We start from the raw sequence: 23,566 nt of genomic DNA, 5'->3' as shown, positions 1-23,566 counted from the left end.
CGCGCGAGACCGTGTCCGCTTTTGCGCCGCGTCTGGCTTCGAAGCCGCGGGCGCCATCCGGCCCGACCGACGGCGACCGTGGCACCGGCACGGCCGTCCTGACCCGGACACGGACGCGCAAGCCCAATCTCTACCGCGTGCTGATCCTCAATGACGATTACACGCCGATGGAGTTCGTGGTGCATGTGCTGGAGCGGTTCTTCAACAAGGACCGGGCCGAAGCGACGCGCATCATGATGCATGTCCACCAGAACGGCGTCGGCGAATGCGGCGTCTTCACCTACGAGGTCGCCGAGACCAAGGTCACCCTGGTCATGGACCTCGCCCGCAAGCACATGCATCCGCTGCAATGCGTGATGGAGAAAAAGTAGCTTTGAACATCATCCTCTCGAAACTGGATTGGGAGCGCTGACCTTGCCGAGCTTCTCGCGTAGCCTCGAACAGGCGCTTCACCGGGCCCTCGCGCTCGCCAATGAGCGCCACCACGAATATGCGACGTTGGAACACCTGCTGCTGGCGCTGGTCGATGACCAAGATGCCGCGGCGGTGATGCGCGCCTGCAGCGTCGATCTCGACACGCTGCGCCGCAACCTCGTCGATTACATCGATGCGGAGCTGACCAATCTCGTCACCGACGGACGTGACGATTCCAAGCCGACCGCCGGCTTCCAGCGCGTGATCCAGCGTGCGGTGATCCATGTCCAATCGTCCGGCCGCGAGGAGGTGACCGGGGCCAACGTGCTCGTGGCGATGTTCGCCGAGCGCGAGAGCCACGCCGCCTACTTCCTGCAGGAGCAGGACATGACCCGCTACGACGCGGTCAACTACATCAGCCACGGCATCGCCAAGCGTCCCGGCGCCAGCGAGAGCCGGCCCGTGCGCGGCGCCGAAGAGGAGCCGGAGCAGCGCGAACAGCGCAGCGAACAGGCCCAGGACGGCGACAAGGACAAGAAGAAAAAAGAAAGCGCGCTCGACGCTTACTGCGTCAACCTCAATCGCAAGGCGCGGGATGGCCGCATCGATCCGCTGATCGGCCGCGAGGCCGAGGTGCAGCGCACCATCCAGATCCTCTGCCGCCGGCAGAAGAACAATCCGCTGCTGGTCGGCGACCCCGGCGTCGGCAAGACCGCGATCGCCGAGGGCCTGGCGCTCAAGATCGTGCGCGGCGAGGTGCCGGAGGTGCTGGAGGACGCGACCGTCTTCTCGCTCGACATGGGCACGCTGCTCGCCGGCACGCGCTATCGCGGCGATTTCGAGGAACGCCTCAAGCAGGTGATGAAGGAGATCGAGCAGCACCCTAAGGCGATCATGTTCATCGACGAGATTCATACGGTGATCGGTGCCGGTGCGACCTCGGGCGGCGCGATGGACGCCTCGAACCTGCTGAAGCCGGCGCTGGCCTCGGGCTCGCTGCGCTGCATCGGCTCGACCACCTACAAGGAATACCGCCAGTATTTCGAGAAGGACCGGGCGCTGGTCCGGCGCTTCCAGAAGATCGACGTCAACGAGCCGTCGGTGCCGGACACGATCGAGATCCTGAAGGGGCTGAAGCCCTATTTCGAGGAGTTCCACAAGCTGCGCTACACCAACGACGCCATCAAGGCGGCGGTGGAGCTGTCGGCGCGCTACATCCATGACCGCAAGCTGCCGGACAAGGCGATCGACGTGATCGACGAGACCGGCGCCTCGCAGATGCTGGTGACCGAGGCCAAGCGCAAGAAGACGATCGGCGTCAAGGAGATCGAGGCGGCGATCGCGACGATGGCGCGCATCCCGGCCAAGACCGTCTCCAAGGACGACGCCGAGGTGCTGCGCAATCTCGAGACCACGCTGAAGCGCACCGTCTATGGCCAGGAGAAGGCGATCGAGGCGCTGTCCTCCTCGATCAAGCTCGCCCGCGCCGGCCTGCGCGACGGCGAGAAGCCGATCGGCTGCTATCTCTTCGCCGGCCCGACCGGCGTCGGCAAGACCGAGGTCGCCCGCCAGCTCTCCTCCTCGCTCGGCGTCGAGCTCGTGCGCGTCGACATGTCGGAATACATGGAGCGTCACACCGTCTCGCGATTGATCGGCGCGCCTCCGGGCTATGTCGGCTTCGACCAGGGCGGCCTCCTGACCGACCAGATCGACCAGCATCCGCATTGCGTGCTGCTGCTTGACGAGATCGAGAAGGCCCATCCCGACCTGTTCAACATCCTCCTGCAGGTGATGGACCACGGCAAGCTGACCGACAACAACGGCAAGCAGGTCGATTTCAGGAACGTCATCCTGATCATGACCACCAATGCCGGCGCCGCCGACATGGCCAAGAACGCCTATGGCTTCACCCGCCAGAAACGCGAAGGCGACGACACCGAGGCGATCAACAAGCTGTTCGCGCCGGAATTCCGCAACCGGCTCGACGCGACGATCTCCTTTGGCCATCTGCCGAAGACGGTCGTGGCCCGCGTCGTCGACAAGTTCGTGCTGCAGCTCGAAGCGCAGCTCGCCGACCGCAACGTCACCATCGAGCTCTCGGACGAGGCGCGCGAATGGCTGGTCGAGAACGGCTATGACGAGGCGATGGGCGCTCGCCCGATGGCCCGCCTGATCCAGCAGACGATCAAGACGCCGCTGGCAGACGAGGTGCTGTTCGGCCGACTGAAGAATGGCGGCGCGGTCAAGGTTGTGGTGATCCAGTCCGAGACCGGCATCAAGGTGCTCGGCCTCGAATTCCCGGACGGGCCGGTCAAGCCCAAGCCGGAGAAGGACGTCGCCGCCGCGGCCGAGAAGCGCACGCGCAAGCCGCGGGCCAAGGGGTTGACTAGGACGCCGGGCAAGGCCAAGTCGGCCGGATCGGGCGGCGCCAAGCGCGGCCCGAAGCCGGATGCTCCGGTCGAGCCGCCCAAGGCAGCGCGTAGCGTCCGTACCGTTCCGAAGGTTCCGTTGACCAAGGCCTGATCCGGTGTTCTTCAAGCGCAAGTCGGAAAGCGTCTGGGCTCAAGAAGGCGAGGTCGCCGCTCAGGCGGCCGCTCCGGCGCCCAAGGAAAAGCTCGGCTGGTTCGAGAAGCGGGCCCGCCGCCGCCGGCGCCGGATCATCTTCGAGGAGGTGCTGGGCTGGATCATGGTCCCGGCCTTCCTCTATCTGCTCTATCTCGGCTATCGCGCGGTCGGCGGCATCCCGAAGGAAGCGATGGATTTCTTCCAGGAGCTGATCGGGCTGGCGATGAAGAGCTTCTGATCGCTTGCGCTGGACGCAGAGCGGGCGCGCGGTCTGGTGGCTGTCATGCGACCAGCGTCATGCGCTTTAAGCGAAAGGGCTCGCAGCTGCTGCGGGCCTTTTTCGTATCTCTCGGTCCGATGATCCGATTCTCAAGCCACAGCTCGAACGCAAGGCAGTCGCTCGGCAGTCAAGCGCGTTCCCTTCCCCCCGCTTGCGGTGGGGAAGGAGCAGAGCCTATTGGCAATTGGCGCGGCTGGTTTGTGCGAAACTTCGCGCGTCGTTCCGAGGCACGCCAGAGACCTGAGCTAGGAACCCAGAACCGCTCCGGTTTCGAAAAGGGCTCCGTCATTCCGGCCGTAGCGAAGCGGAGCGCCGGAATCCATTATAGGACTGGGCGCTCTACGATGGATTCCGGAGCTGCGCGCCTGCGGCGCTTGTCCGGAATGACGGCCCGGTTTTCATCGCTCTCGGACAGCGCGATGACAGCATGACCGAGGCTGCCCCAAATCAATGGCTGCGACCCTGGGCGCGCGGTTTTCGCGATGCGGCGATGCTGCCGGCCTGGATTGTCGGGCTCTCGCTGATGGGCGTCGGCACATTGGCGCGCGATGTCGGCTATCCTGTCGAGGCCGCCGTACTCTCGACGCTCCTGGTCTGGGCCGGCCCGTCGCAGGTGCTGTTCTTCGCTTCGATCGCCGCAGGCGCCGCCTGGAGCGCGATCGCGCTCGCCATCGGCTTCGCCTCGCTGCGTTTCCTGCCGATGACCGTGGCGCTGCTGCCGCTGCTGCGCCGGCCGGGCCAGAGCGTGGCGCAGCAGATGCTGATCGCGCATTTCGTCGCCGTCACCGCCTGGGTCGAGGCGCTCAGGCGGCTGCCGAACATCCCGCCCGAACAACGGGTCGGCTATTTCCTCGGCTTCGCCAATGCGCTGATCGCCGTCAGCGCGTTCTGCACCTATGCGGGCTTTCATCTCGCCGGCGTGGTGCCGGCGCCGGTCGCGGCCGGATTGCTCTGCCTGACGCCGATCTTCTTCCTGTCGTCGATGGTCGCCGGCATTCGTGGCCTCGGCGACACCATCGCGATTGGGCTTGGCCTCGCCCTTGCGCCGGTGGCGAGCTGGGCGATCGGCGGCGGCTTCGACCTGATCGCCAGCGGCATCGCCGGCGGCAGCATCGCCTTCCTGGTCCAGCGCTGGCGCAAGGCGCGGAAGGCCGGCGCATGACCCAGCCGATCGCCTTCCTCGATGGCCCGTGGTGGCCCTATCTCGCCCTCGTCCTGTTCGCGGTGCTGCCGACCGAGATCTGGCGCTGGCTCGCCGTCGCCTTCGCGCGGAAGCTGGACGAAAGCTCGCCCTGGCTCGAATGGGTCAGGCTGGTCGCGACGGCGCTGCTGGCCGGCGTCGTGGCCAAGCTGGTGCTGGCGGCACCCGGTGCGCTCGCGGGGGTGCCGCTGACGGTCAGGCTGGCGGCGCTGGCTGTCGCTGTCACGATCGTCCTCGCCTGGCGGCGCCGGGTGATGCTGGCAGTGCTCGCCGGCGAGGCGGTGCTGATCGGCGGCGCTGTCTGGTTGAGCTGAACGCCGGGCTGCGCTGTCCAATGCCTTCCATATGAAAACCGGCGCCCGCGGGGCGCCGGCCCGATGAGGCGTCGAGATGCGTCCGCTGCAGCGCTTATGCTGGCCGCGGCGCGAAGCTCGGGCGGATCGGCTGGCTGGCGGCCGGCTGCGTCTTGTACCACTGCGTCACCGCCTCGACGCGGCGGGTGTGGCGCGGATAGTGCGAGACGATCTTGAGGAAAAAGCCGGAGATGCCGGGCACCATCTGCTCCTGCTTCTGGAAGGAGTCGGGGTTCATCTGGGCGTTCAGCCTGACGCTGCCGCAGGCCAGCATCTGCAGGCCGGTGCGCGCGGCCTGGAGGTCGCGGGCGACGAAGGCGCCGATGCGGTCGCAGGTCAGTTCGCGGCCGCGCGAATAGGCGGCGCCGAGGAAGGGGACGATGTGGCCGGGGAAGCGCAGATAGCTCCAGGGCTCGTCGAGATGGCCGGCGACGTGATGGCCGAGCTCATGGCCAATGACGAAGCGAACCTGCTCGTCATTGTCGGCGTCGAGCAGGGCCGAAGTCAGCCAGATATAGCGCTGGCGGCCGACGAGGCGCAGCGCCATCGCGTTCAGGACGCCGCTGGAGTTGTAGACGAAGGTCTGCGGGATCTCGCGCAGGCCGAGCGCGCGGGCGCCGTCCTCGACCATGCGATGGATATGCGGGAACTGGTCGGGCCCGACCATGACGAAATGACCCATCATATAGGCGCGGGTGAGGGCGCGGGCCCAATAGGAGAACAGCCAGAAGGCGGCAAAGTAAATCAAAGCGAGCATCGCGGCATAGAGCTGGCCACGGAGCAGGCTGAGCATGATGAAACCGATGACCAACGCCCAGATCAGGACGCCGACGGCGAGCATGATGCTACCATAGAGCTTTTCTTTCGGGTGCTTCACTTGGGAAATGTCAAAATTCATAGCGCAAGGCTCCAGCGTGGATGAAATCAGCTAGCTGAAGCGCCTTGTCCACATTTGAGCCATGATCGCGTCGGTTCGCGTGTGGTTTGAGCTATTTTCGCTCTGACGTTGCGTCATTCCAGAGTGACAGAGTGCGTTGAGTTCCCTCGGAATCACCGTCGTCATCCTGGGCGAGCGAAGCTCGGCCCGGGATCCATCGGAGGGCTCCGGAGCTTTACGACGGATCCCGGAGCTGCGCGGCTAAAGCCGCTTGTCCAGCATGACGATGTGTTTCCGAATAAATCCGCAGGTCCTAATCGGCCGCCAGCGTGATGTGCCGGAGTTTGTCGGGGTTGCGCACGACATAGATCGCGTGGACGCGGCCGTCGCGGATGTCGAGCGCCGTCGCCTGCAGGGTTTCGCCGCGCTCGAGGCTGAGATAGCCGGGCAGGCCGTTGATCATCACGGGCTTGTAAACAGTGGTCGATTTCTGCTGGCTGATCACCTTGCGGGCGATGCCGGCAAAAAAACGCGCGACGCGATCGATGCCGTGGAGCACGTTCATGACTGCCAGCACCTTGCCGCCGCCGTCGCTGTGGAAGGCGACATCCTGTGCCAGCAGCGTCTGAAGATCGCTGGTGTCGGCCTTGTGGGCGGCCTTGAAGAAGGCGTCGACGAAACGCTTCGCCTCGGCGGGATCGATCTTGTTGCGCGGCGGCATGTCGATGCGGACATGCTCGCGGGCGCGCTTTGCGAGCTGGCGGCAGGCGCTTTCGCTGCGATCGATGGTGCGGGCGATCTCGGCGAAATCCAGCTCGAAGACGTCATGCAGCAGAAAGGCGGCGCGCTCGAGCGGCGAGAGCCGTTCGAGCGCCAGCATCAGCGCGATCGGGGCGTCGAGCCGGGTGTCGGCATCGGCTTCGGCCGCGCCGATCTCCTCGACCAATGGCTCCGGCAGCCAGGCGCCGACATAGAACTCGCGCTTGCTGCGGGCCGACTTCATCTGGTCGAGGCAGAGGCGCGTGACGGTGCGGGCGAGATAGGCGCGGGGTACCTCGATCTCGTCCTGCGGCACGTCGCGCCAGCGCAGCCAGGCCTCCTGGACGATATCCTCGGCATCGCTGACCGAGCCGAGCATGCGATAGGCGAGGCGGGTCAGGAAACGGCGATGCGTCTCGAAGATATCGTCCGGGGCGGTCATGGCAAGCGTCTCAGGCAGCCGTCGCACCGGCCTTGGCCGGCCGGTCGCTGGGATGGCTGGTGCGGAAGCCGATGGCGATGCGGTTCCAGGTGTTGATCGTGCCGATCAACAGAGTGAGCTTCACGGTTTCCTCCGGGCTGAAATGGCTGACGACCTCGTCATAGGCCTCGTCCGGCGCATGGGTTTTCGCGATCAGCGTCAGCGCATCGGTCCAGGCGAGGGCGGCGCGCTCACGCGGCGTATAGAGCGCCGACTCGTGCCAGGCGTCGAGCAGGAAGAGGCGGGCCGGGCTCTCGCCCTCCTTGATCGCGTCGGCCGAGTGCATGTGCAGGCAATAGGCGCAGCCATTGATCTGCGAGGCTCGCATCTTCACCAGGTGGATCAGGCTGTGCTCGAGGCCGCTCTCCTTGATCGACGCTTCGAGCGCGATCATCGGCTTCATGGTCTCGGGGGCGGTGGTGTAGGGGTTGAGGCGCTTGCTCATGATGGGGCTTTCGGGCTGAAGCATTTCCGGCCCGGCGACTGCCGGGCCAGCAGGCTGTTCGATGCAGCGTCAGGCCGCGGCCTTCTCGCGGCGACGATCATTCGGGTGCAGCGTGCGGAAGCCGCAATTGATCCGGTTCCAGAGATTGATCATGCCGATGGCGACCGAGAGGTCGACGCAATCCTTTTCGTCGAAATGCTCGCGCAGTTCGGCGAAGGCCTCGTCGCTCGGGCTGCGGTCGACGAGCCGCGTCAGCTCTTCTGTCCAGCGCAGGACGGCGCGCTCGCGCGGGGTGAAGAGCTCGGATTCCTCCCAGGCGCTGAGCAGGGCAATCCGGATCTCACTCTCGCCGGCCTTGCGCGCATCGGCGATGTGCATGTGTAGGCAGTAGGCGCAGCGGTTGATCTGCGATGCCCGGATCTTCACCAGCTCGAGCAGGCTGTGCTCCAGCTTCGACTGATTGATGTAGTCCTGCAGGCCGAGCATGGCCTTGTAGGCGTCGGGGGCGGTCTGGAAGCCATTGAGGCGCTGGGTCATCGTTCTCTCCATCGGGTTCGATGAAGACAGGACGAGGCGGCCAGCGCCCGCGTGACATGCCGCTCAAATATTTTTCAGCGCGGCTCGAATTTTTTCGGCGGCGGCCGCCAGATCCTCGGGCTTGGCCATTTCGCTGGCCGGCGGTTTCATCGCGGCGCCGTCATGGCGCGGAATGACGTGGACGTGCAGGTGGAAGACGACCTGGCCGCCGGCGCTCTCGTTGAACTGCTGCACGGTGATGCCGTCGGCATCGAAGGCCTGCATCTGTGCCCGGGCGATGCGCTGGGCGATGGTCGCGACATAGCCGAGATCGCCGGCGTCGATGTCGAGCAGGTTGCGGGCCGGGTTCTTCGGGATCACCAGCGTGTGGCCAGGCGCGCGCGGCATGATGTCGAGGAAGGCGAGCGCCCGGTCGTCCTCGTAGACGCGGTGGGCCGGCAGTTCGCCGCGCAGGATCTTGGCGAAAATGTTGTTCGGATCATAGGCGGTCATCAGCTGATATCCTGATGGTTCGAAGGAGGTCAGAGGTGGTCACCCTTGCGGAAGGGGCTCTCCTCCGCAAGCGCAGCCACTGCAGAGCTGATCTCACGCCGTTCGCCGGGCAGATAGGCGGCGACGGCGCGGGCGAAACCGGGATCGGCGAGGAGATGGGCCGAGCGGGTGATCACCGGGCGATAGCCGCGGGCCAGCTTGTGCTCGCCCTGGGCGCCGGCCTCGACGCGGACGAGCTTGTGCGCGATCGCGTAGTCGATGGCCTGATGGTAGCAGAGCTCGAAATGCAGGAAGGGGTGGTCCTCGATGCAACCCCAGTTGCGGCCGTAGAGCGTATTGCCGCCGCGGAAATTGATGGCGCCGGCGATGTTGCGGCCGGCGCGGCGGGCCAGCACCAGCACGATGCGCTCGCCCATGCGCTGCCCGATCTCGGAGAAGAAGCGGCGGTTGAGATAGGGGCGGCCCCATTTGCGCGAGCCGGTATCCTCGTAGAATGCGTGGAAATCGTCCCAGACGCTCTCGGTCAGGTCCGAGCCCGAGAGGACCGCAACCTCGATGCCGGCCGAGAGCGCCTCGCGCCGCTCGCGCTTCAGCGCCTTGCGCTTGCGCGAGGCGAGCAGGCTAAGGAAATCGTCATAGCTGGTGAAGCCTTCGTTCTGCCAATGGAACTGGATGTCGTGGCGTTCGAGGAAACCGGCATCGAGCAGCGCCGCCATGTCCGGCTCCTGCGCGAAGGTGACATGGATCGAGGAGCCGCGGACCTGCTCGCGAAGTGCGTCCAGCCCGGCGATCAGCGCTTCGCGCGCCTCGGCTGCTTGCGGCCCCTCGGCGACGAGCAGGCGCGGGCCGGTCGCGGGCGTGAACGGGGCGGCGACCTGGATCTTGGGGTAGTAGCGCCCGCCGGCGCGCATATAGGCCTCGGCCCAGCTATGGTCGAAGACGTATTCGCCCTGGCTGTGGCCTTTGACGAACGAGGGCGCGGCGGCGATCAGGCGGTCGTCCGCATCCTCGACCAGAAGATAGGCCGGCGACCAGCCGGTGCGGCCGCCGACGCAGCCGCTCTCCTCCAGCGCGCGCAGAAAAGCATGCGAAACGAAGGGGTTGTCCGGGTCTGCTTGAGAGATTGAGTCCGCTTGCTCGGGCGCCGAAGAAGGCACTTCTCCTCCCCCTTGTGGGGAGGAGAGAGAGGTGGGGGGCGAGCCGCCTGGTGAGCCGTTGACGACGAAGCGCTCACCCGGTCGTTCGCCCCCCATCCCCAACCCTTCCCCACAAGGGGGAAGGGAGGAGCCCTGCGCCGCCTTGGAAGGAGCTTCAAGCGAATGGGGATTGGCGCAGGCGTCCCAGGACGCGGCCGGGACGCCTTTCAGCGAAGTGGCAACGCGGACCCTGAGAGTGTCGCGTATGCCGGTTTCGCTCAAGGCAGGAAGCCCTCGAAGACCATCTGGTCGGCATGCGCGGCGGCGCGGGCGCGGTCCTCCGGCGTGCGCACCGTCCAGCTCATCAGCGGCAGCCCCAGCGCCTTGCGGCACAGGAACGGCGCCGCGCTCGGCAGGTCGGCGACCTTCCAGGAGACGAAGTCCGGCCGGCTCTCCTCGAAGTGCAGGAGGTTGGCGAGCGCGTGCTTCTGTGTGGGCGAGAGATGGTCGTAGTCGGCGTAGGCATATTCGTTCATGGCGACGATACCGCGGGCGAAACCGGGCGCGAGTTCGCGCAGGGCTGCGACGATCACCGGATCGAAGGATTTCAGCACGATCGGCTGGCCCTTGTGGCCGGCGAGGATCTCAGCGGTGCGCTTCGCCAGCCGCAGGTCGCCGTCGAAGCGGCTCTTGATCTCGATCACCAGCGGGGTCCGGCCGCCGATCGATTCCAGGAAGCCGGTCAGCGTCGGGATGCGGTCGCTGGCGCCCTTCAGCCCGATCTGCGCGAGGTCGGCCGCCTTGCGGGCGTCGACGCGGCCGCTCTGCGCCGTCAGGCGGTCGAGGACGAAGTCGTGGAAGACGACCGCGTCCTCGTCGGCGCTGAGCTGGACGTCGCATTCGATGGCGAAGTTGCCGGCGATCGCGCCCGCGGCGGCCGAAAGCGAGTTCTCGATCACGCCGCCGGCGGCATCGTGCAGGCCACGATGCGCGATCGGGCGGGCGGTGAGCCAGGCCTCGGCAGCCATCAGGCAATCTCGAACATGGCTTCGACCTCGACGGCGGCGTCGGCCGGGAGGTTGGCGACGCCGACGGTCGAGCGGGCATGGCGGCCGGCATCGCCGAGCACTTCGACCATAAAGTCGGAGGCGCCGTTCATGATCGCCGGCAAAGCGGCGAAATGCGGGGCGGCGTTGATGAAGCCGCCGAGGCGCACGCAGCGCTTGATCCGGCCGAGATCGCCGCCGAGCGCCGCCTTGGCCTGCGCCAGCACGTTGATCGCGCAGAGCTTGGCGGCTTCCAGCCCGGCCTCGTTGAAGATCTCGCCGCCGAGCTTGCCCTTGTGCGCGTCGGAAAGCTTGCCATCGAGGCCGAAGCAGATCTGGCCGGAGATGATCAAGAGGTTGCCGGTGATGACATAGGGAACGTAGTTCGCAACCGGAGCGGCCGGGGCGGGCAGGGTGATGCCGAGGGCGGCGAGCTTGGTGTCGATGGCGTTCATGATGAGAGGCTCCCGGCCTGCGCTGGACAGGAGCCTTTCATCGCCGATGGCAGACAAGCTCGCAAGCGCAGTGCGGCTTGGCCGATGCGCCTGCGGGGCAGGGCAGGTCAGGCGGCGTCCGAGTGCTTCGCCAGATAGCGCTCGGCCGGCCGGTTGCGCGAAAGATTGGGGCCGAGCGCCAGCCGTGCCGCCGTATAGCGCTCGAAGTCGGCGGCATCCGGCAGCGAGGGAATGGTGACGAACTCGCCCTGGTCGAAGCCGGCCAGCGCTGCATCGACCATATCATCGACCTCCATGATCATTTCGGGTGGGAAGCCGTCGACATCGACGCCCGCGCGGGCCCAGATCTCTGTGCGGGTGGCGCCCGGCAGTACGGCCTGAACCTTCACTCCGGCAGGGGCGAGTTCCTTCTGCAAGGAGAGGCTGAGGTTCAGCACATAGGCCTTGGTGCCACTATAGCTGCCATTGAACATCTCCGGGGCCAGCGCCAGCACCGAGGCGATGTTGACGATCGCGCCGGTCTTGCGGGTCACGAAGTTGCGAGCTGCAGCCGCGGCGAGGCGGGTCGGGGCGATGACGTTGAGCTCCAGCATGGTCTGGAAGCGGTCGATGTCGCCTTCGACCAGCGTGCCGGAGACGGACATGCCGGCATTGTTGACCAGCAGGGTCAGGCTTTTGTCCTCGCGCAGGCGCTGCTCGACCTGAGCGAGGTCCGCCTTCGCCGTCAGATCGGCCTTGAACCACTCGACCTTGCGGCCGGTCTCGCTGCGAAGACGTTCGGCCAGTGCGCCGAGACGGGCCTCGTCGCGGGCGACGAGGACGAGATCATAGCCACGGCGGGCCAATCGGTCGGCGTAGACGGCGCCGATCCCGGTCGATGCGCCGGTGATGAGGGCGGTGCCGAGCTGCTGCGTAGCCATGTCCAACTCCTGTTCGGTTTCAAAGGGTTCTTTTTCATGATTATCATCATGATTGAATTTAGATGATCAACATCATATAAAGAGTCAAGAGCCTGGATCGCTGATTTTTGGAAGGAGTGGATCGATGCGCGTGAGCCGCGAGCAGATGGCGGAGAACCGCGAGCGCATTCTCGACACGGCCGCGACGCTGTTTCGCGAACGGGGCTTCGACGGGGTCGGCGTCGCCGATGTGATGAAGGCGGTCGGCCTGACCCATGGCGGCTTCTACGGGCATTTCTCGTCGAAGGACGATCTTGCCGCCCAGGCGCTCGGGCGCGCTTTCGTCGATTCCAACCGCTGGGCCGCCGAGGCGAAAGCGACGGAGCCGCAGGTGCCGTTGCGAGGGATCGTCAATCAGTACCTTTCACCAGCGCATCGCGACGATGCCGGCCATGGCTGTCCGGTGGCGGCGCTCGGCAGCGAGGTGGCGCGCCAGGGCGGCGCGTCGCGCCTTGCCGCGACGGAGGGGGTGCGCGCGGCGATCAAGGGCCTCTCCGCCGTCGCACCGGGTGCGACAGCGGATGAGCGCCGGGCGAGCGCCATTGCGAGCTACGCCACATTGGTCGGCGCGCTCGTCCTCGCTCGCATGGTCGACGACGCGGCTTTATCTGACGAAATCCTCGCTGCGGGCAGGGCTGCGCTTTGTTCTGCCGAGACGTGACGGACGCAACCTGCGTTGCCTCGCCTTGTTTGCGCCATTGCCGCAATGCACCTAGATTTGAAGGGCTGCAGTTCGCCCCGGTTAAGAGCGCGAATCGAGGATCGGCATGAAGACGTATCGCGGCGGGATCGCAGGCTTGGCGCTGGTGGCTGCAATGGGAGCCTGGGCGCAGACCCCGGCCTCGGCGGAGCGCGTCGTGCTGGTGCCGCACCGGGCTGTCTATGATCTCGTGCTCGACGACGGCAAGCCCTCGCGCGACATCACCACGGCACGCGGCCGCATCGCCTTCGACTTTTCCGGCGATGCCTGCGACGGCTATGCGCTTTCCTTCCGCCAGGTCACCGAGCTGACCAGCGAGGCCGGGCCGCGCGTGATCGACGCGCGCACCACCAGCTTCGAAGAGGGCGACGCCAAGAGCTATCGCTTCAAGACCGAGAGTTCCGCCGCCGGTGCGCCGGCCGATGTCGTCGACGGCACGGCCAAGAAGGCCGAGGCCGGCTATGAGGTCAGGCTGCGTGCACCCAAGGCCGAGACGCACCGCGAGGCGAGCGCGGCGATGTTCCCGAACGAGCAGATGAAGGCGGTGATCCAGGCGGCGCGCGAGGGCAGGAACACCTTCAATGTCCGCCTCTATGACGGCGCCAACTCCGGCAAGGACGTCTACGACACGCTCTCGGTGATCGGCCGCAAGATCACGACACCCGCCGCCGAGGCGCCGCTGCGCAAGCCCGAGTTCGAGAAGCTGGCGCGCTGGCCGGTGACGATCTCCTATTTCAAGGTCGGTTCCGGCGAGAGCACACCGGCTTACACCGTGTCCTTCGAGCTCTATGAGAACGGCGTCACCGGCGCGATCCGGCTCGATTACGGCTCGTTCGCCCTGCGCGGCACGCTCACGCGTCTGGATCTGCTTCCGGCGAGCGACTGCTCGAAGTAGAGCGGCGGCGCGTATCGCGCAGCGACAGGCCCTTCTCGATCGCGGCGTCGCCGAACTTGGCGCGGACCTTGTCGAGCGCGTTTTCCATCGCCTTCAGCTTGGGCGTCTGCTGGTCGGCGAGGTCGCCGCGATCGGCCTCGGCCGGATCGGAGAAATCGCTCATGCCGATGCCGATCAGCCGGTAGCGCGGCCCGGTGCATTCGCGCTTGAGCAGGTCGCGTCCGGCCGCGAACAGGCGCGCCGCGAGCTGGCTCGGCTCGGGCAGGCGGGCGGCGCGGGTGATGATGTGGAAATCATGGGTCTTGAGCTTGAGGGTGACGGTGCGCCCGGCAAGCCCCTGCGCCTTCAATCGCTGCGAGGTCCGCTCGCAGAGCCGCCAGAGGATCGGCTCCAGCTCCTCGAAACGGGCGAGGTCGACATCGAGCGTCGTCTCGGATGAGACGGTCTTGGCCTCATGCTCGACCGTGACCTTGCGCGGGTCGATGCCCAGCGCAAGGTTGCGCAGGCGCGGCCCGTCCTTGCCGACCAGGCGATAGAGCGTGGCGATCTCGGCCTTGGCGAGGTCGCCGATGACTCGGAAGCCCGATTGCGCCAGCTTGGCGGCGCCGGCCTTGCCGATGCCGGGGATCATCCCGACCGGCTTCTGGGCCAGGAAGGCGACGGCCTCGGCCTGGCCGATGATCGAGAAGCCGCGCGGCTTGTCGAGGTCTGAGGCGACCTTGGCGAGGAATTTGGCATAGGAGAGCCCGACCGAGATGGTGATCCCGATCTCGTCCTCGATCCGGCGCTGGAAGCGGGCAAGGGTGAGGGCAGGGCTGGCGTGATGGAGCCGCTCGGTCCCGCCGAGGTCGAGGAAGGCCTCGTCGATCGAGAGCGGCTCGACCAACGGCGTCAATTCCTGCATCAGCTTGCGCACCTGGCGCCCCACTGCGACGTATTTCGCCATGTTCGGCTTGATCACGACGGCTTCGGGGCAAGCTTTCAAAGCTTTGAACATCGGCATGGCCGAGCGGACGCCGGACATGCGGGCGATGTAGCAGCAGGTCGAGACCACGCCGCGCTTGCCGCCGCCGACGATCACCGGCTTGTCGAGCAAGGAAGGGTCATCACGCTTCTCGATCGTGGCGTAGAAGGCGTCGCAGTCGATATGGGCGAGGTGCAGGCTGTCGCGCTCGGCATGGCGCAGCAGACGCGGCGAGCCGCAGGACGGGCAGCGCCGCACCGGCGCGCGCGCCTCGTCATGATCGCGCAGGCAGTCGCGGCAGAACGCCCGGGAGGAGCCAGCGAGGCCGACTTCGGCGCTCACGGCTCGTAGGCTTCGGGCGGGCCTGCCAGAATCTCGCGGGCCTGTGCGATCATGTCGGGCTTCAGGCTCAGGTTTCCGGCAAACTCGAGCAGCAGCGAATCGCTGGCGCAGAGATGGTCGAGCACGCCGAGGAGGAAGCCAGGCTCCTGCGCGGCGCTGCGCAGCGTGGCGGGGCCGAGGCCGGTGGCGGCGAGGAACGGCTCCAGGCGCTCCGGCTCGGAGGCCAGGAAGGCGAGGGCCTTGAGCGCGAGAGTCTGCGCTTCCTCGCTGGTGATCGGGTGCGGCATGGCCATCTATCTATGATCGGAGAGTCGGGTTTCGGGTTTGCGTTTCGTCAACTGCTCGCATGTTAAACCTAGCACTGAACGCGGCCGACAGCCCGGAAAATCCGGGACTGTGCGGAATGGGGGACAGATGAAGAAGACGGTTCTGATCGTCGAGGACAACGAGCTCAACATGAAGCTCTTCAACGATCTGTTGGAGGCCCACGGCTATGCGACCCTCAAGACGGCCGACGGCATCGAGGCGATCGAGCTCGCCCGCACGCATCACCCAGACCTGATCCTGATGGACATCCAGCTGCCAGAGGTCTCCGGGCTGGAGGTGACCAAGTGGATCAAGGAGGACGATGCGCTGAAGTCGATTCCCGTGATCGCGGTCACTGCCTTCGCGATGAAGGGTGACGAGGAGCGCATCCGCGAGGGCGGCTGCGAGGCCTATATCTCCAAGCCGATCTCGGTGGGCAAGTTCCTCGAGACGGTCCGCGCCTATGTCGGCACGGCCTGAGGGGAAAAGCTGAGCCATGTCCGCACGGGTCCTGGTCGTCGACGACATTCCCGCGAATGTGAAGCTGCTCGAGGCCAAGCTCGGCGCCGAGTATTTCGACGTCGTCACCGCGACGAACGGGATCGAGGCGCTGGCGATCTGCGAGCGTGGCGAGGCCGACATCGTCCTGCTCGACGTGATGATGCCGGGCATGAACGGCTTCGAGGTCTGCCGGCGGCTGAAGAACAGCGCGACCACCGCCCATATCCCGGTGGTGATGGTGACGGCGCTCGACCAGCCGAGCGACAGGCTGAAGGGGCTCGACGCCGGCGCCGACGACTTCCTGACCAAGCCGATCGACGACACCGCTTTGTTCGCGCGGGTGCGCAGCCTGGTCCGGCTCAAATCGGTGACCGACGAACTGCGCCAGCGCGCGCTCGCTTCGCGCCAGCTCGGCATCGCCGATCCGCTCGCGGCGGCCGCGGCAGAGACCGGACTCAACGGCCGCGTCCTCCTGATCGAGGATCGGCCGCTGATCGCCGAGCGGCTGACCCAGGCGCTCTCGGCCTTCCACTCGATCGAGACGGAAGCCGATGCGCAGGCTGCGCTCACGCGCGCCGCCGAGGGCGATTTCGAGATCGTGCTGGTGAGCCTCGACCTGCGCAATTACGACGGCCTGAGGCTGTGCAGCCAGCTGCGTTCGCTCGAGCGGACGCGCAATCTCTCGGTGCTCCTGCTCGGCGAGGCCGAGGACAGGTCGCGCGTGCTGCGTGGGCTCGAGATCGGTGCGCATGATTTCCTGGTCCGCCCGATCGACCGCAACGAACTCCTGGCGCGGGCCCGGACGCTGGTCCGCCGCAAGCGCTTCGCCGAGCGGCTGCGCGATAGCGTGCAGTCCTCGATGGAAATGGCGGTGATGGACCAGCTCACCGGCCTGCACAATCGCCGCTATCTCGACAGCCGCCTCTCGGTCCTGTTCGACGAGTCGGCGCTGCGGGCGCGGGCGCTGTCATTGCTGGTGCTCGACGTCGATCGCTTCAAGGTGGTCAACGACACATGGGGCCATGACGCGGGCGACGAGGTGCTGCGCGAATTCGCCGACCGGATCCGCGCCTGCACGCGCGGCATCGACCTGGTGGCGCGCATGGGCGGCGAGGAGATCGTCGTCGTGCTGCCCGACACGGCGCTCGACGCGGCGCGGGCGGTGGCCGAGCGCATTCGCGAGAAGGTCGAGGGCGAGCCGTTCCAGATCCAGCGCGGGCAGCGCGCAATTCCCGTGACGGTGTCGATCGGCGTCGCCAGCCGGCGGGCAGGCGATACCGGGCCGGTCGAAATGATGAAGCGGGCCGACGAGGCGGTCTACCGGGCCAAGGCCGCCGGCCGCAACCGAGTCATCGTCGCCAGCGCCGCCTGAGCAGGTGGCGCGGTAAGGTTTCCAAGTAGGGTTAAGTTTCGATGAATATTGGTGAATCAATCGTCTCCGATTGATTCGAGGGGGCTTCCGCGTAGGGTGATTTCCAAGAGAACGGCTGCCGAGCGGCCGTCCGGAATGCCCTTCGGGAAGCCCAGGTTCCGCCGCATCTCCTGGGTCACCGCTGGGCTCGGCCGGTCGATGGCGGGATTCTGGCCTCCTCAGATCCGTCGTCGGCCGGCCACCATCCATTCCGATGTCCTGGCCGTCAGTCGCCGCCTCCGCCTCAGTGCAGCTGGCGCTCGATCATTTCCGGGACCCAGTAGCCGAGCAGGCCAAAACCGGCGAGCAACAGCAGGAGGAGCAGGGCAGCGCGCAGGCGATGCGTCCAGCGCCGCGACTCGTCGACCTCGACGATCAAGCGCAGGAAGCCGCGCACCAGCCCGCCGGGGCGCCGATGCGGTTCAGTCGGATCGGGATTGCTCAACAGGGGCTCCGGCAGACGAGGCGGCGGGCCAGCGCCGCATGGACAAGATAGAAGATCGAAGCATCCGGCGCCAGCGACGACAGGCAGAACCCGAACCTGCCTGCTACGTTCAAGTCGTCAGGCGCTAATTTCGGCAATTACTGGCCAAGGATTGAGCGTCCACGGCGATGTAAGGTCACATTAACCATCGTCGTCTCATGCTAATCTGACGACGATTCGCATGCCCTGCTACTCGGCTGCGAAGCTGCTGGCCTGACATCCTCGCCTAAGGAGCGACCCATGCGTCTCACCGCATCGGCGCTCTGCCTCGCGCTGTTGTCGTGGGGCGGAGGGCCTGTCCACGCGCATAGCTGGTACCCCTATGATTGCTGCAGCGATCGCGATTGCTGGCCCATGGGCCTCGACGCCGACGCGAGGGAGCCCGACCCACGCATCATTCCAGGCGGATACCTCACCCATGACGGGCATTTCGTGCCGGAGCAGGCGACGCGTGTCTCGAAGGACGGGCGGTTCCACATCTGCCGCAGCGGCGGAATGCCGACCGGAACCGTGATCGCGCCATCGCAGCGGCCGTTCTGCCTGTTCGTACCGAAGCCGGCGTTCTGACCGCGGCGCCTCGCCCGGAAGAGCGAGGTAACCCGGTCGCGGTGCAGCGTCAGGGCCATTGAATTTGCCTCGCCATGGCGCAAATCTGCTGCTGCTTGGAAGGCGACCAAGACTGCGAGCCCCGCCTTGCGTCCACTGCAATGCTGACGGCTCGCTGCTGGCATCGAGGACGACGGAGACAGCAGCCATGGCGGACAACGGCAATCGCGAAGCGCTCGACGATCTGATCGCGCTCCTGCGCAGACAGATATCCGATCTGACGGAGCAGGCGACCGCCGCATCCGGATCGGGAAGCGAGGAGAGGCTGTCGGACCTGCTCAACGAAAAGCAGGATCGCCTCAATGAACTGCTGAAGGAGCGCGCGGCCGGCGAAGGCTGAGGTCGCGGCGAAGGCTGGGAGCTTCGCCCCGGTCGTCGGGACGGCATCTGCGCTGGGAACAGCAGAACGGCCGATGCCATGCGATTTCGCGAGCAGGCTATGTCGGCTGGCGCAGGCGCCCGTTTTCATCAAGCCGACCGGGAAGGAACACCGCGTCGAGCGTGCGCGTTCACTTCGGATGGGAGTGGAGCGCATGATGAGACATCTCTTTCTTTCCCTCGCCGCTGCGGTTCTTCTGGCCGGCGGCGCAACGGCCCAGACGATCCATCCGCCGACAAAGGAGGGTGCAGGCGCAAAACCGGATTCCGCCGAGGCGAAGCGTGAGCGCATTCCCGAACCGCCGGGAGCAAATCGCCCCGAGGCGCGAGGTGGCGCGGAGTCGCAGCAGAATCGCGACTACGGGAAAGAGACGCAGCCGGAAGGCAAAAATCTGCATGAGGGGCTGCCGGCCACGTCCAAGCCCTAGATCTGCAGGCCCTAGACTTGGGTCAGCACTGCGCGCAGCGCTGCTGCGCTCGCTATCCCAACGAAAAAACCGCCCTGCGAGAGAGCGGTTTTTCGTAACCAGACAATCAAATTCGCAGGCGCAGTGCCTTACTTGATCTTGGTTTCCTTGAACTCGACGTGCTTGCGCGCGACCGGGTCGTACTTCTTCTTCGACATCTTCTCGGTCATGGTGCGCGAGTTCTTCTTCGTCACGTAGAAGTACCCGGTGTCCGCGGTCGAGATGAGCTTGATCTTGATGGTCACGGCCTTGGCCATGGCGGAGCCCTCGAACAGATGGGGCCGCCGTCGGCCCGCGCAAAAAACAAAACGGCCGGGCGAGCCCGGCAATCCGATGGGCGCCGGAATGCCGTATCGGGACGGCCAAGTCAAGGAATATCGGGCGGGTGCACGGATTTTCCGCTGCCCGACGCGTCAGAGCAGCTCGCGCACGAAGCTGCCGCGCTTCTCCCAGTAGAACGGAACCGGCAGATACGGGGCGAATCCGGCCTTCAGGCGCTCCTCGACCTCGGCGATGATCACCTTGGTGATGGTCGGCAGGTCGAGTTCGCGCGCCTCGTCGAAAGTGACGGAGACGAGGTCGGTGAGCTCCGAATCGGGGCCGATCACGCCCTCGACCTTGCCGGCGACGGCACGGGCATCGACGGCGAAGAAGCGGGTGTCGAAGCGCTTGGGCCGGCGCGGCGGCGTGATGGCGCGGGCGACGAAGGTGACGGCGCCGAGGTCGGGGAAGATGCCCTTGGCGGCGAACTCGGCCCAGACGCCCTCGGGCGGGCTCTCGGGGGCGCCGTACTCGGCGGTGCCGAAGAGCAGGCCGGTCTCCTCGAAGGTCTCACGGATCGCGGCGAGCGCCAGGGCCCGGCCGCGCTGGACGCTCGGGCGCACGCAGCGTGCGAGCAGGCGCTGCTCGCACGGGCCGGCGAGGGCGCCGGTCGCGGCCATGCGGCGGTCGCCCGCCTCGATGCGTCCGCCCGGGAAGACGTATTTGCCCGGCATGAACTTGTGGCCGGCATGGCGCTTGCCCATCAGCACCCTGGGCTTCTTCCCGGAATGATCGAGAATCAGCATGGTCGCGGCATCGCGCGGGCGCAGGTTGACGTTGGTGCGCGCCCGTTCGGCCTGGGTCAGGGTGATGGTGTGGTCGCTCATCTGCCCCCTAAGGCCTTCATGGCGGGCTGGCGCTCGGGTTTGGGCATGGCTCCGCCGAAGCCGTGCATGCGCAGGGCCCATTGCAATCCGATGACCGCGCCCTTGGCCGGCTGCATCAGCGCCAGGCTGAGGAAGACGGTCAGCGGCAGCCAGACCCAAAGATGCAGCGCGATCGACCAGTCGGCGTATTTCTCGGCAAGCAGGATGCCGCCGACGACAACATGGCCGACGATGGTGATGACGATATAGGGCGGCAGGTCGTCGGCACGCTGGTGGTGCAGGGTCTCACCGCAGGCTTCACAGGAATCGACCGGCTTCAGGAAGGCGCGGAAGAGCCGGCCTTCGCCGCAATGCGGGCAGCGGCCGAAGAGACCGCGACGCATAGCCTGACGCCAGTCGCGAGCCTGGACTGGCTTGGGATGGTGACAATGTATGGACATGGAGTTCTTCGTGGTTCAGGGCATCAGCGCTTGCGGCCTGATCGTGTAGGCGGGGGCCGGCCCTTCTTTCGCCCCATAGGTAGAGCAGGGCGTGACCTTTTGCCAGAGCGGTCGGATGTCGCGGGTCTTCCCTCGGTGAGCAACTCGAATCGGAGGGCGCCGGCGACCGGCGCCGCCTCGACCAGTTTGACGTGAACGCGGTCGCCGAGACGCCAGCTCTCGCCGGTGCGATCGCCGACCAGCGCATGGGCGCGCTCGTCATGGCGGTAGTAGTCGGCGCCCAGGGTCGAGGCCGGGATGAAGCCGTCGGCGCCGGTATCGTCGAGCTTGACGAACAGGCCGGCGCGGTTGAGCCCGGCGATGCGGCCGTCGAAGCTCGAACCGATCTGGTCGGCGAGGAAATGCGCGATCAGCCGGTCGGTGGTCTCGCGCTCGGCCGCCATGGCGCGCCGCTCGGCAGCCGAGATGCGGGTCGCGACCTCGCGCAGTTCGGCGAGCGTCACCGATTTCGGCAGGCCGTCATCGCCGAGCTTCAGCGCCGAGATCAAAGCGCGGTGCACGATCAGGTCGGCATAGCGCCGGATCGGCGAGGTGAAATGGGCGTAGCGGCGCAGGTTCAGGCCGAAATGCCCGTAATTCTCGGCGACGTATTCGGCTTGCGCCTGGGTTCGCAGCACGACCTCGTTCATCAGGAGCTCGTTCTCCGAGCCCTTGATCATGGCGAGGATGCGGTTGAACAGCACCGGCCGCAGCGCTGCGTCCTTCGGCAGCTTGATGCCGATCGAGGCCAGCACCTCGCCGAGCGCCCGCATCTTCTCGAGCGACGGCTCGTCATGGCAGCGATAGATCAGCGGGCTCTTCGCCTTCTCCAGCGTCTCGGCGGCGGCGACGTTGGCGAGGATCATGAACTCCTCGATCAGCCGATGCGCGGCGAGCCGCTCCGGCACGATCACGCGCATGACCTTGCCGTCGGCGTCGAGGACGAGCTTGCGCTCGGGCAGATCGAGATCGAGCGGCTGGCGGGCGTCACGGGCACGCGCCGCAGAACCATAAGCGGCCCATAGCGGCATCAGGATGCTGTCGCGTATCGGGCCGGTGAGATCATCCGTCTTGCCGTCGATCGCGGCCTGGGCTTGTTGATATGAGAGCTTGGCCGCCGAGCGCATCATGATGCGATGGAAGCTGTGGCTCTTCTTGGCTCCGTCGGCCTTGAGGATCAGGCGGACGGCCAGCGCCGGCCGGTCCTCGCCGCCGCGCAGCGAGCAGAGATCGTTCGAGATCCGCTCGGGCAGCATCGGTACGACACGGTCGGGGAAGTAGACCGAGTTGCCGCGCTCCAGCGCCTCGCGATCGAGCGCCGAGCCGGGGCGGACATAAGACGCGACGTCGGCGATAGCGACGGTGACGACATGGCCGCCGGGGTTGTCCGGATCATCATCGGGCGCGGCATGGACGGCGTCGTCATGATCCTTGGCGTCGGCCGGATCGATGGTGATCAGCGGTAGGGTGCGCCAATCCTCGCGGCCGGCGAGCGTGGCGGGCTTTGCGGCTTCCGCCTCGGCGATCGTCGCCGGCTGGAATTCGTTGGGGATGCCATGGGCGTGGATCGCGATCAGCGAGACCGCGCGCTCGGATTTCAGCGAGCCCAGGCGCTCGCGCACCCTGGCCTGCGGCGGGCCGAAGCGGCTTTCGCGAGCAAGGGAGACCGAGACGAGATCGCCATCCTCGGCGTTGCCGGTCTGCCCCTTCGGAATCAGCGCCTCGCGGCCTTGCGCCTTCTTGTCGACCGGAACAAGCCGGCCGGAGCCGTCGGGCAAGGCGCGGAAGATGCCGAGCACCTGCGCCTTGGCCTTGCCCATCACCTTCAGGGTGCGGCCCGACCATTGATAGCCGTCGACGCCGCGCAGCCGCGTCAGCTTGAGCAGGACGTGATCGCCGATACCCGGGGCAGCGGCGGTCGGCGTCCTGGGTTTGCGGCGGAACTCGCGCTGGCGCTCGATCAGGATTTTTGGCGCCTCGCCCTGGTCATCCTCGTTCCATTCGAGCGGGGCGGCGACGAGATCGCCCTCGCGGTCGCGCGTCTTGATCTCGCAGAGCAGGACGGCGGGCAGGGCGGCGTGTGGCTTGACCGGGCCTGTGCCGCCATTCTCTTCAAGCTCGAGCTCGCGCAGCAGGCGCTTCAGCCAGATCTTGCCGCCGGCATCGAGCTGGAAGGCCTTAGCGATGTCGCGCCGACCGGGTTCGCGGCCGGCGGCGCGCTCCTCCTCGATGAAGGCGAGGATGGCGTCGCGGGAGAGGTCGGAATCGGGGCGGGACAAAGGCTCGGGCCTCGTCAGCGGCGGCTGGGCGCGAAGGACATGGAACGGTTCTGCCATGGCGCGGCGAGCGGCGCCAGAACGCCCTGTGCAGAACTGCTGCCCGAAACGGAGAAGGGCTGCCCTTGCGGGCAGCCCTTCCATTGCCGAACCGCAGCCCCGGTAACAGGGCTAAGCGTCACGGAAACTCACGCGCAACCGAACCCCTCATGGGACGAGTCCAGGCCATGCGTCCCCCGCGACAGCGGTTGATGACAATGAGACACTGGATCACCTCCTTTCAGTTGTTACCGACAAGGAGAGGCTAGGGTGATTCCCGGCACCTCGTAAACGGTAAAGATTCGGCGGTTCGCAGGGCGCGAATCTGCAATAAAATCGGGCACGGCGTCAGGCAGGCTCGGCTTTGCCTATTTTCTGAGCTCGCCATTTGCCTAATGCGTGGCCATCCGCAGCCTCGCTGCATCTTCCTTGCGTCGAATTGCGGCCTGTCCGCAGGAAATCGCTCCAGATGCCGCCCTGAATACGCCTTGTTGCAGTGCCGTTGTCGCCGCGCACCGGGTTGGCACGTGCTTTGCGAACCTCTCCCGCCAGCCGGAACGGCAGCTGGCG

Annotated in this window: 28 protein-coding genes; 12 read left to right on the top strand and 16 right to left on the bottom strand. The window is 66.4% G+C overall.

Features of this window, described 5'->3' with window-relative positions:
- Positions 1–11 precede the first annotated feature (11 nt).
- From clpS to BMZ69_RS24945, 5 genes are all read left to right on the top strand, one after another.
- Positions 12–371, top strand: coding sequence for an ATP-dependent Clp protease adapter ClpS (gene clpS / locus BMZ69_RS24965; RefSeq protein ID WP_244543533.1), 360 nt, complete (start codon positions 12–14; stop codon positions 369–371).
- A gap of 43 nt (positions 372–414) precedes the next feature.
- Positions 415–2,937 carry an ATP-dependent Clp protease ATP-binding subunit ClpA gene (gene clpA, locus BMZ69_RS24960; protein ID WP_092161982.1) on the top strand — a complete coding sequence of 841 codons (2,523 nt, stop codon included), beginning with the start codon at positions 415–417 and terminating at the stop codon, positions 2,935–2,937.
- A gap of 4 nt (positions 2,938–2,941) precedes the next feature.
- Positions 2,942–3,217, top strand: a complete 276-nt coding sequence (locus BMZ69_RS24955) for a hypothetical protein (RefSeq protein WP_092161947.1) — start codon at positions 2,942–2,944, stop codon at positions 3,215–3,217.
- Between the two features lie 469 nt (positions 3,218–3,686).
- Positions 3,687–4,421, top strand: coding sequence for an AzlC family ABC transporter permease (locus BMZ69_RS24950; RefSeq protein ID WP_092161946.1), 735 nt, complete (start codon positions 3,687–3,689; stop codon positions 4,419–4,421).
- Positions 4,418–4,774, top strand: coding sequence for an AzlD domain-containing protein (locus tag BMZ69_RS24945; protein WP_092161944.1), 357 nt, complete (start codon positions 4,418–4,420; stop codon positions 4,772–4,774). Before BMZ69_RS24950 ends, BMZ69_RS24945 begins: the two co-directional genes overlap by 4 nt.
- 94 nt (positions 4,775–4,868) lie before the next feature.
- On the opposite strand, the gene BMZ69_RS24940 is transcribed toward BMZ69_RS24945, so the two are convergent.
- The 9 genes from BMZ69_RS24940 to BMZ69_RS24900 all read right to left on the bottom strand — a co-directional run bounded on the left by BMZ69_RS24940 (position 4,869) and on the right by BMZ69_RS24900 (position 11,961).
- The gene (locus BMZ69_RS24940) at positions 4,869–5,711 is read right to left on the bottom strand and encodes a M48 family metallopeptidase (protein ID WP_092161943.1); all 843 of its coding nucleotides are present in this window, start codon (positions 5,709–5,711) and stop codon (positions 4,869–4,871) included.
- Between the two features lie 292 nt (positions 5,712–6,003).
- A complete protein-coding gene (locus tag BMZ69_RS24935; RefSeq protein ID WP_092161942.1) occupies positions 6,004–6,891 on the bottom strand; it encodes a sigma-70 family RNA polymerase sigma factor in 888 nt (295 codons plus the stop codon).
- Positions 6,892–6,901: 10 nt separating this feature from the next.
- Positions 6,902–7,375: a carboxymuconolactone decarboxylase family protein gene (locus BMZ69_RS24930; protein WP_092161980.1), complete on the bottom strand. Its 474-nt coding sequence runs from the start codon at positions 7,373–7,375 to the stop codon at positions 6,902–6,904.
- 69 nt (positions 7,376–7,444) lie between these two features.
- On the bottom strand, positions 7,445–7,912 hold the full coding sequence (locus BMZ69_RS24925) for a carboxymuconolactone decarboxylase family protein (RefSeq protein ID WP_091842041.1): 468 nt from the start codon (positions 7,910–7,912) through the stop codon (positions 7,445–7,447).
- A gap of 63 nt (positions 7,913–7,975) precedes the next feature.
- Positions 7,976–8,404, bottom strand: a complete 429-nt coding sequence (locus BMZ69_RS24920; RefSeq protein ID WP_092161940.1) for an HIT family protein — start codon at positions 8,402–8,404, stop codon at positions 7,976–7,978.
- A gap of 29 nt (positions 8,405–8,433) precedes the next feature.
- Positions 8,434–9,561, bottom strand: a complete 1,128-nt coding sequence (locus BMZ69_RS24915; RefSeq protein WP_244543528.1) for a GNAT family N-acetyltransferase — start codon at positions 9,559–9,561, stop codon at positions 8,434–8,436.
- Positions 9,562–9,818: 257 nt separating this feature from the next.
- Entirely contained in the window at positions 9,819–10,568 is a 750-nt protein-coding gene (locus tag BMZ69_RS24910) for a glycerophosphodiester phosphodiesterase family protein (protein WP_092161936.1), read from the bottom strand.
- Complete coding sequence (locus BMZ69_RS24905) at positions 10,568–11,041, bottom strand: RidA family protein (RefSeq protein WP_092161933.1); 474 nt, start codon at positions 11,039–11,041, stop codon at positions 10,568–10,570. The genes BMZ69_RS24910 and BMZ69_RS24905 overlap by 1 nt, the downstream gene beginning before the upstream one ends.
- A 107-nt stretch (positions 11,042–11,148) precedes the next feature.
- On the bottom strand, positions 11,149–11,961 hold the full coding sequence (locus tag BMZ69_RS24900) for an SDR family NAD(P)-dependent oxidoreductase (RefSeq protein WP_092161931.1): 813 nt from the start codon (positions 11,959–11,961) through the stop codon (positions 11,149–11,151).
- A gap of 124 nt (positions 11,962–12,085) precedes the next feature.
- Here BMZ69_RS24900 and BMZ69_RS24895 point away from each other — a divergent pair, with 124 nt between their 5' ends.
- Positions 12,086–12,661 carry a TetR/AcrR family transcriptional regulator gene (locus BMZ69_RS24895; RefSeq protein ID WP_092161929.1) on the top strand — a complete coding sequence of 192 codons (576 nt, stop codon included), beginning with the start codon at positions 12,086–12,088 and terminating at the stop codon, positions 12,659–12,661.
- A 106-nt stretch (positions 12,662–12,767) separates the two neighbouring features.
- Positions 12,768–13,595, top strand: a complete 828-nt coding sequence (locus BMZ69_RS24890; RefSeq protein ID WP_092161927.1) for a cell envelope integrity EipB family protein — start codon at positions 12,768–12,770, stop codon at positions 13,593–13,595.
- Here the strand turns inward: BMZ69_RS24890 and BMZ69_RS24885 are convergent.
- Both BMZ69_RS24885 and BMZ69_RS24880 read right to left on the bottom strand, forming a co-directional pair.
- The gene (locus BMZ69_RS24885) at positions 13,552–14,901 is read right to left on the bottom strand and encodes a DNA polymerase IV (RefSeq protein WP_092161924.1); all 1,350 of its coding nucleotides are present in this window, start codon (positions 14,899–14,901) and stop codon (positions 13,552–13,554) included. The two genes, BMZ69_RS24890 and BMZ69_RS24885, sit on opposite strands and share 44 nt — an antisense overlap.
- Positions 14,898–15,194, bottom strand: a complete 297-nt coding sequence (locus BMZ69_RS24880) for a DUF3572 domain-containing protein (protein WP_092161922.1) — start codon at positions 15,192–15,194, stop codon at positions 14,898–14,900. Before BMZ69_RS24880 ends, BMZ69_RS24885 begins: the two co-directional genes overlap by 4 nt.
- A 121-nt stretch (positions 15,195–15,315) precedes the next feature.
- Here BMZ69_RS24880 and BMZ69_RS24875 point away from each other — a divergent pair, with 121 nt between their 5' ends.
- Together BMZ69_RS24875 and BMZ69_RS24870 are read left to right on the top strand one after the other, a co-directional pair.
- A complete protein-coding gene (locus BMZ69_RS24875; RefSeq protein ID WP_091842024.1) occupies positions 15,316–15,687 on the top strand; it encodes a response regulator in 372 nt (123 codons plus the stop codon).
- Positions 15,688–15,703: 16 nt separating this feature from the next.
- Positions 15,704–17,080, top strand: a complete 1,377-nt coding sequence (locus tag BMZ69_RS24870) for a PleD family two-component system response regulator (protein ID WP_092161920.1) — start codon at positions 15,704–15,706, stop codon at positions 17,078–17,080.
- A gap of 283 nt (positions 17,081–17,363) precedes the next feature.
- Here the strand turns inward: BMZ69_RS24870 and BMZ69_RS24865 are convergent, their stop codons facing one another.
- Positions 17,364–17,564, bottom strand: a complete 201-nt coding sequence (locus tag BMZ69_RS24865) for a hypothetical protein (RefSeq protein WP_092161918.1) — start codon at positions 17,562–17,564, stop codon at positions 17,364–17,366.
- Positions 17,565–17,843: 279 nt separating this feature from the next.
- On the opposite strand from BMZ69_RS24865, the gene BMZ69_RS24860 reads away from it, so the two are divergent.
- The 3 genes from BMZ69_RS24860 (at position 17,844) to BMZ69_RS24850 (ending at position 19,015) form a co-directional block, all read left to right on the top strand.
- The gene (locus BMZ69_RS24860; RefSeq protein ID WP_244543527.1) at positions 17,844–18,170 is read left to right on the top strand and encodes a hypothetical protein; all 327 of its coding nucleotides are present in this window, start codon (positions 17,844–17,846) and stop codon (positions 18,168–18,170) included.
- A 187-nt stretch (positions 18,171–18,357) separates the two neighbouring features.
- Positions 18,358–18,549, top strand: a complete 192-nt coding sequence (locus BMZ69_RS24855) for a hypothetical protein (RefSeq protein ID WP_092161915.1) — start codon at positions 18,358–18,360, stop codon at positions 18,547–18,549.
- A 193-nt stretch (positions 18,550–18,742) separates the two neighbouring features.
- A complete protein-coding gene (locus BMZ69_RS24850) occupies positions 18,743–19,015 on the top strand; it encodes a hypothetical protein (protein WP_139219188.1) in 273 nt (90 codons plus the stop codon).
- 128 nt (positions 19,016–19,143) lie between these two features.
- On the opposite strand, the gene rpmG is transcribed toward BMZ69_RS24850, so the two are convergent.
- The 4 genes from rpmG to rnr all read right to left on the bottom strand — a co-directional run bounded on the left by rpmG (position 19,144) and on the right by rnr (position 22,960).
- Positions 19,144–19,311 (bottom strand): 50S ribosomal protein L33, encoded by a 168-nt coding sequence (gene rpmG, locus BMZ69_RS24845; RefSeq protein WP_091828458.1) that lies wholly within the window; start codon positions 19,309–19,311, stop codon positions 19,144–19,146.
- Between the two features lie 156 nt (positions 19,312–19,467).
- Entirely contained in the window at positions 19,468–20,202 is a 735-nt protein-coding gene (locus tag BMZ69_RS24840) for an NUDIX hydrolase (protein WP_092161910.1), read from the bottom strand.
- A complete protein-coding gene (locus BMZ69_RS24835) occupies positions 20,199–20,642 on the bottom strand; it encodes a DUF983 domain-containing protein (protein WP_092161909.1) in 444 nt (147 codons plus the stop codon). Before BMZ69_RS24835 ends, BMZ69_RS24840 begins: the two co-directional genes overlap by 4 nt.
- 23 nt (positions 20,643–20,665) lie before the next feature.
- On the bottom strand, positions 20,666–22,960 hold the full coding sequence (gene rnr, locus BMZ69_RS24830; RefSeq protein ID WP_348272493.1) for a ribonuclease R: 2,295 nt from the start codon (positions 22,958–22,960) through the stop codon (positions 20,666–20,668).
- Positions 22,961–23,566 lie beyond the last annotated feature (606 nt).

Origin of the sequence: Allobosea sp. CRIB-10 (assembly GCF_900112185.1) — a bacterium.
GTDB lineage: Bacteria > Pseudomonadota > Alphaproteobacteria > Rhizobiales > Beijerinckiaceae > Allobosea.
Note: the sequence above shows the minus strand (reverse complement) of the source record. Positions and strands in the feature narration are given on the sequence as shown.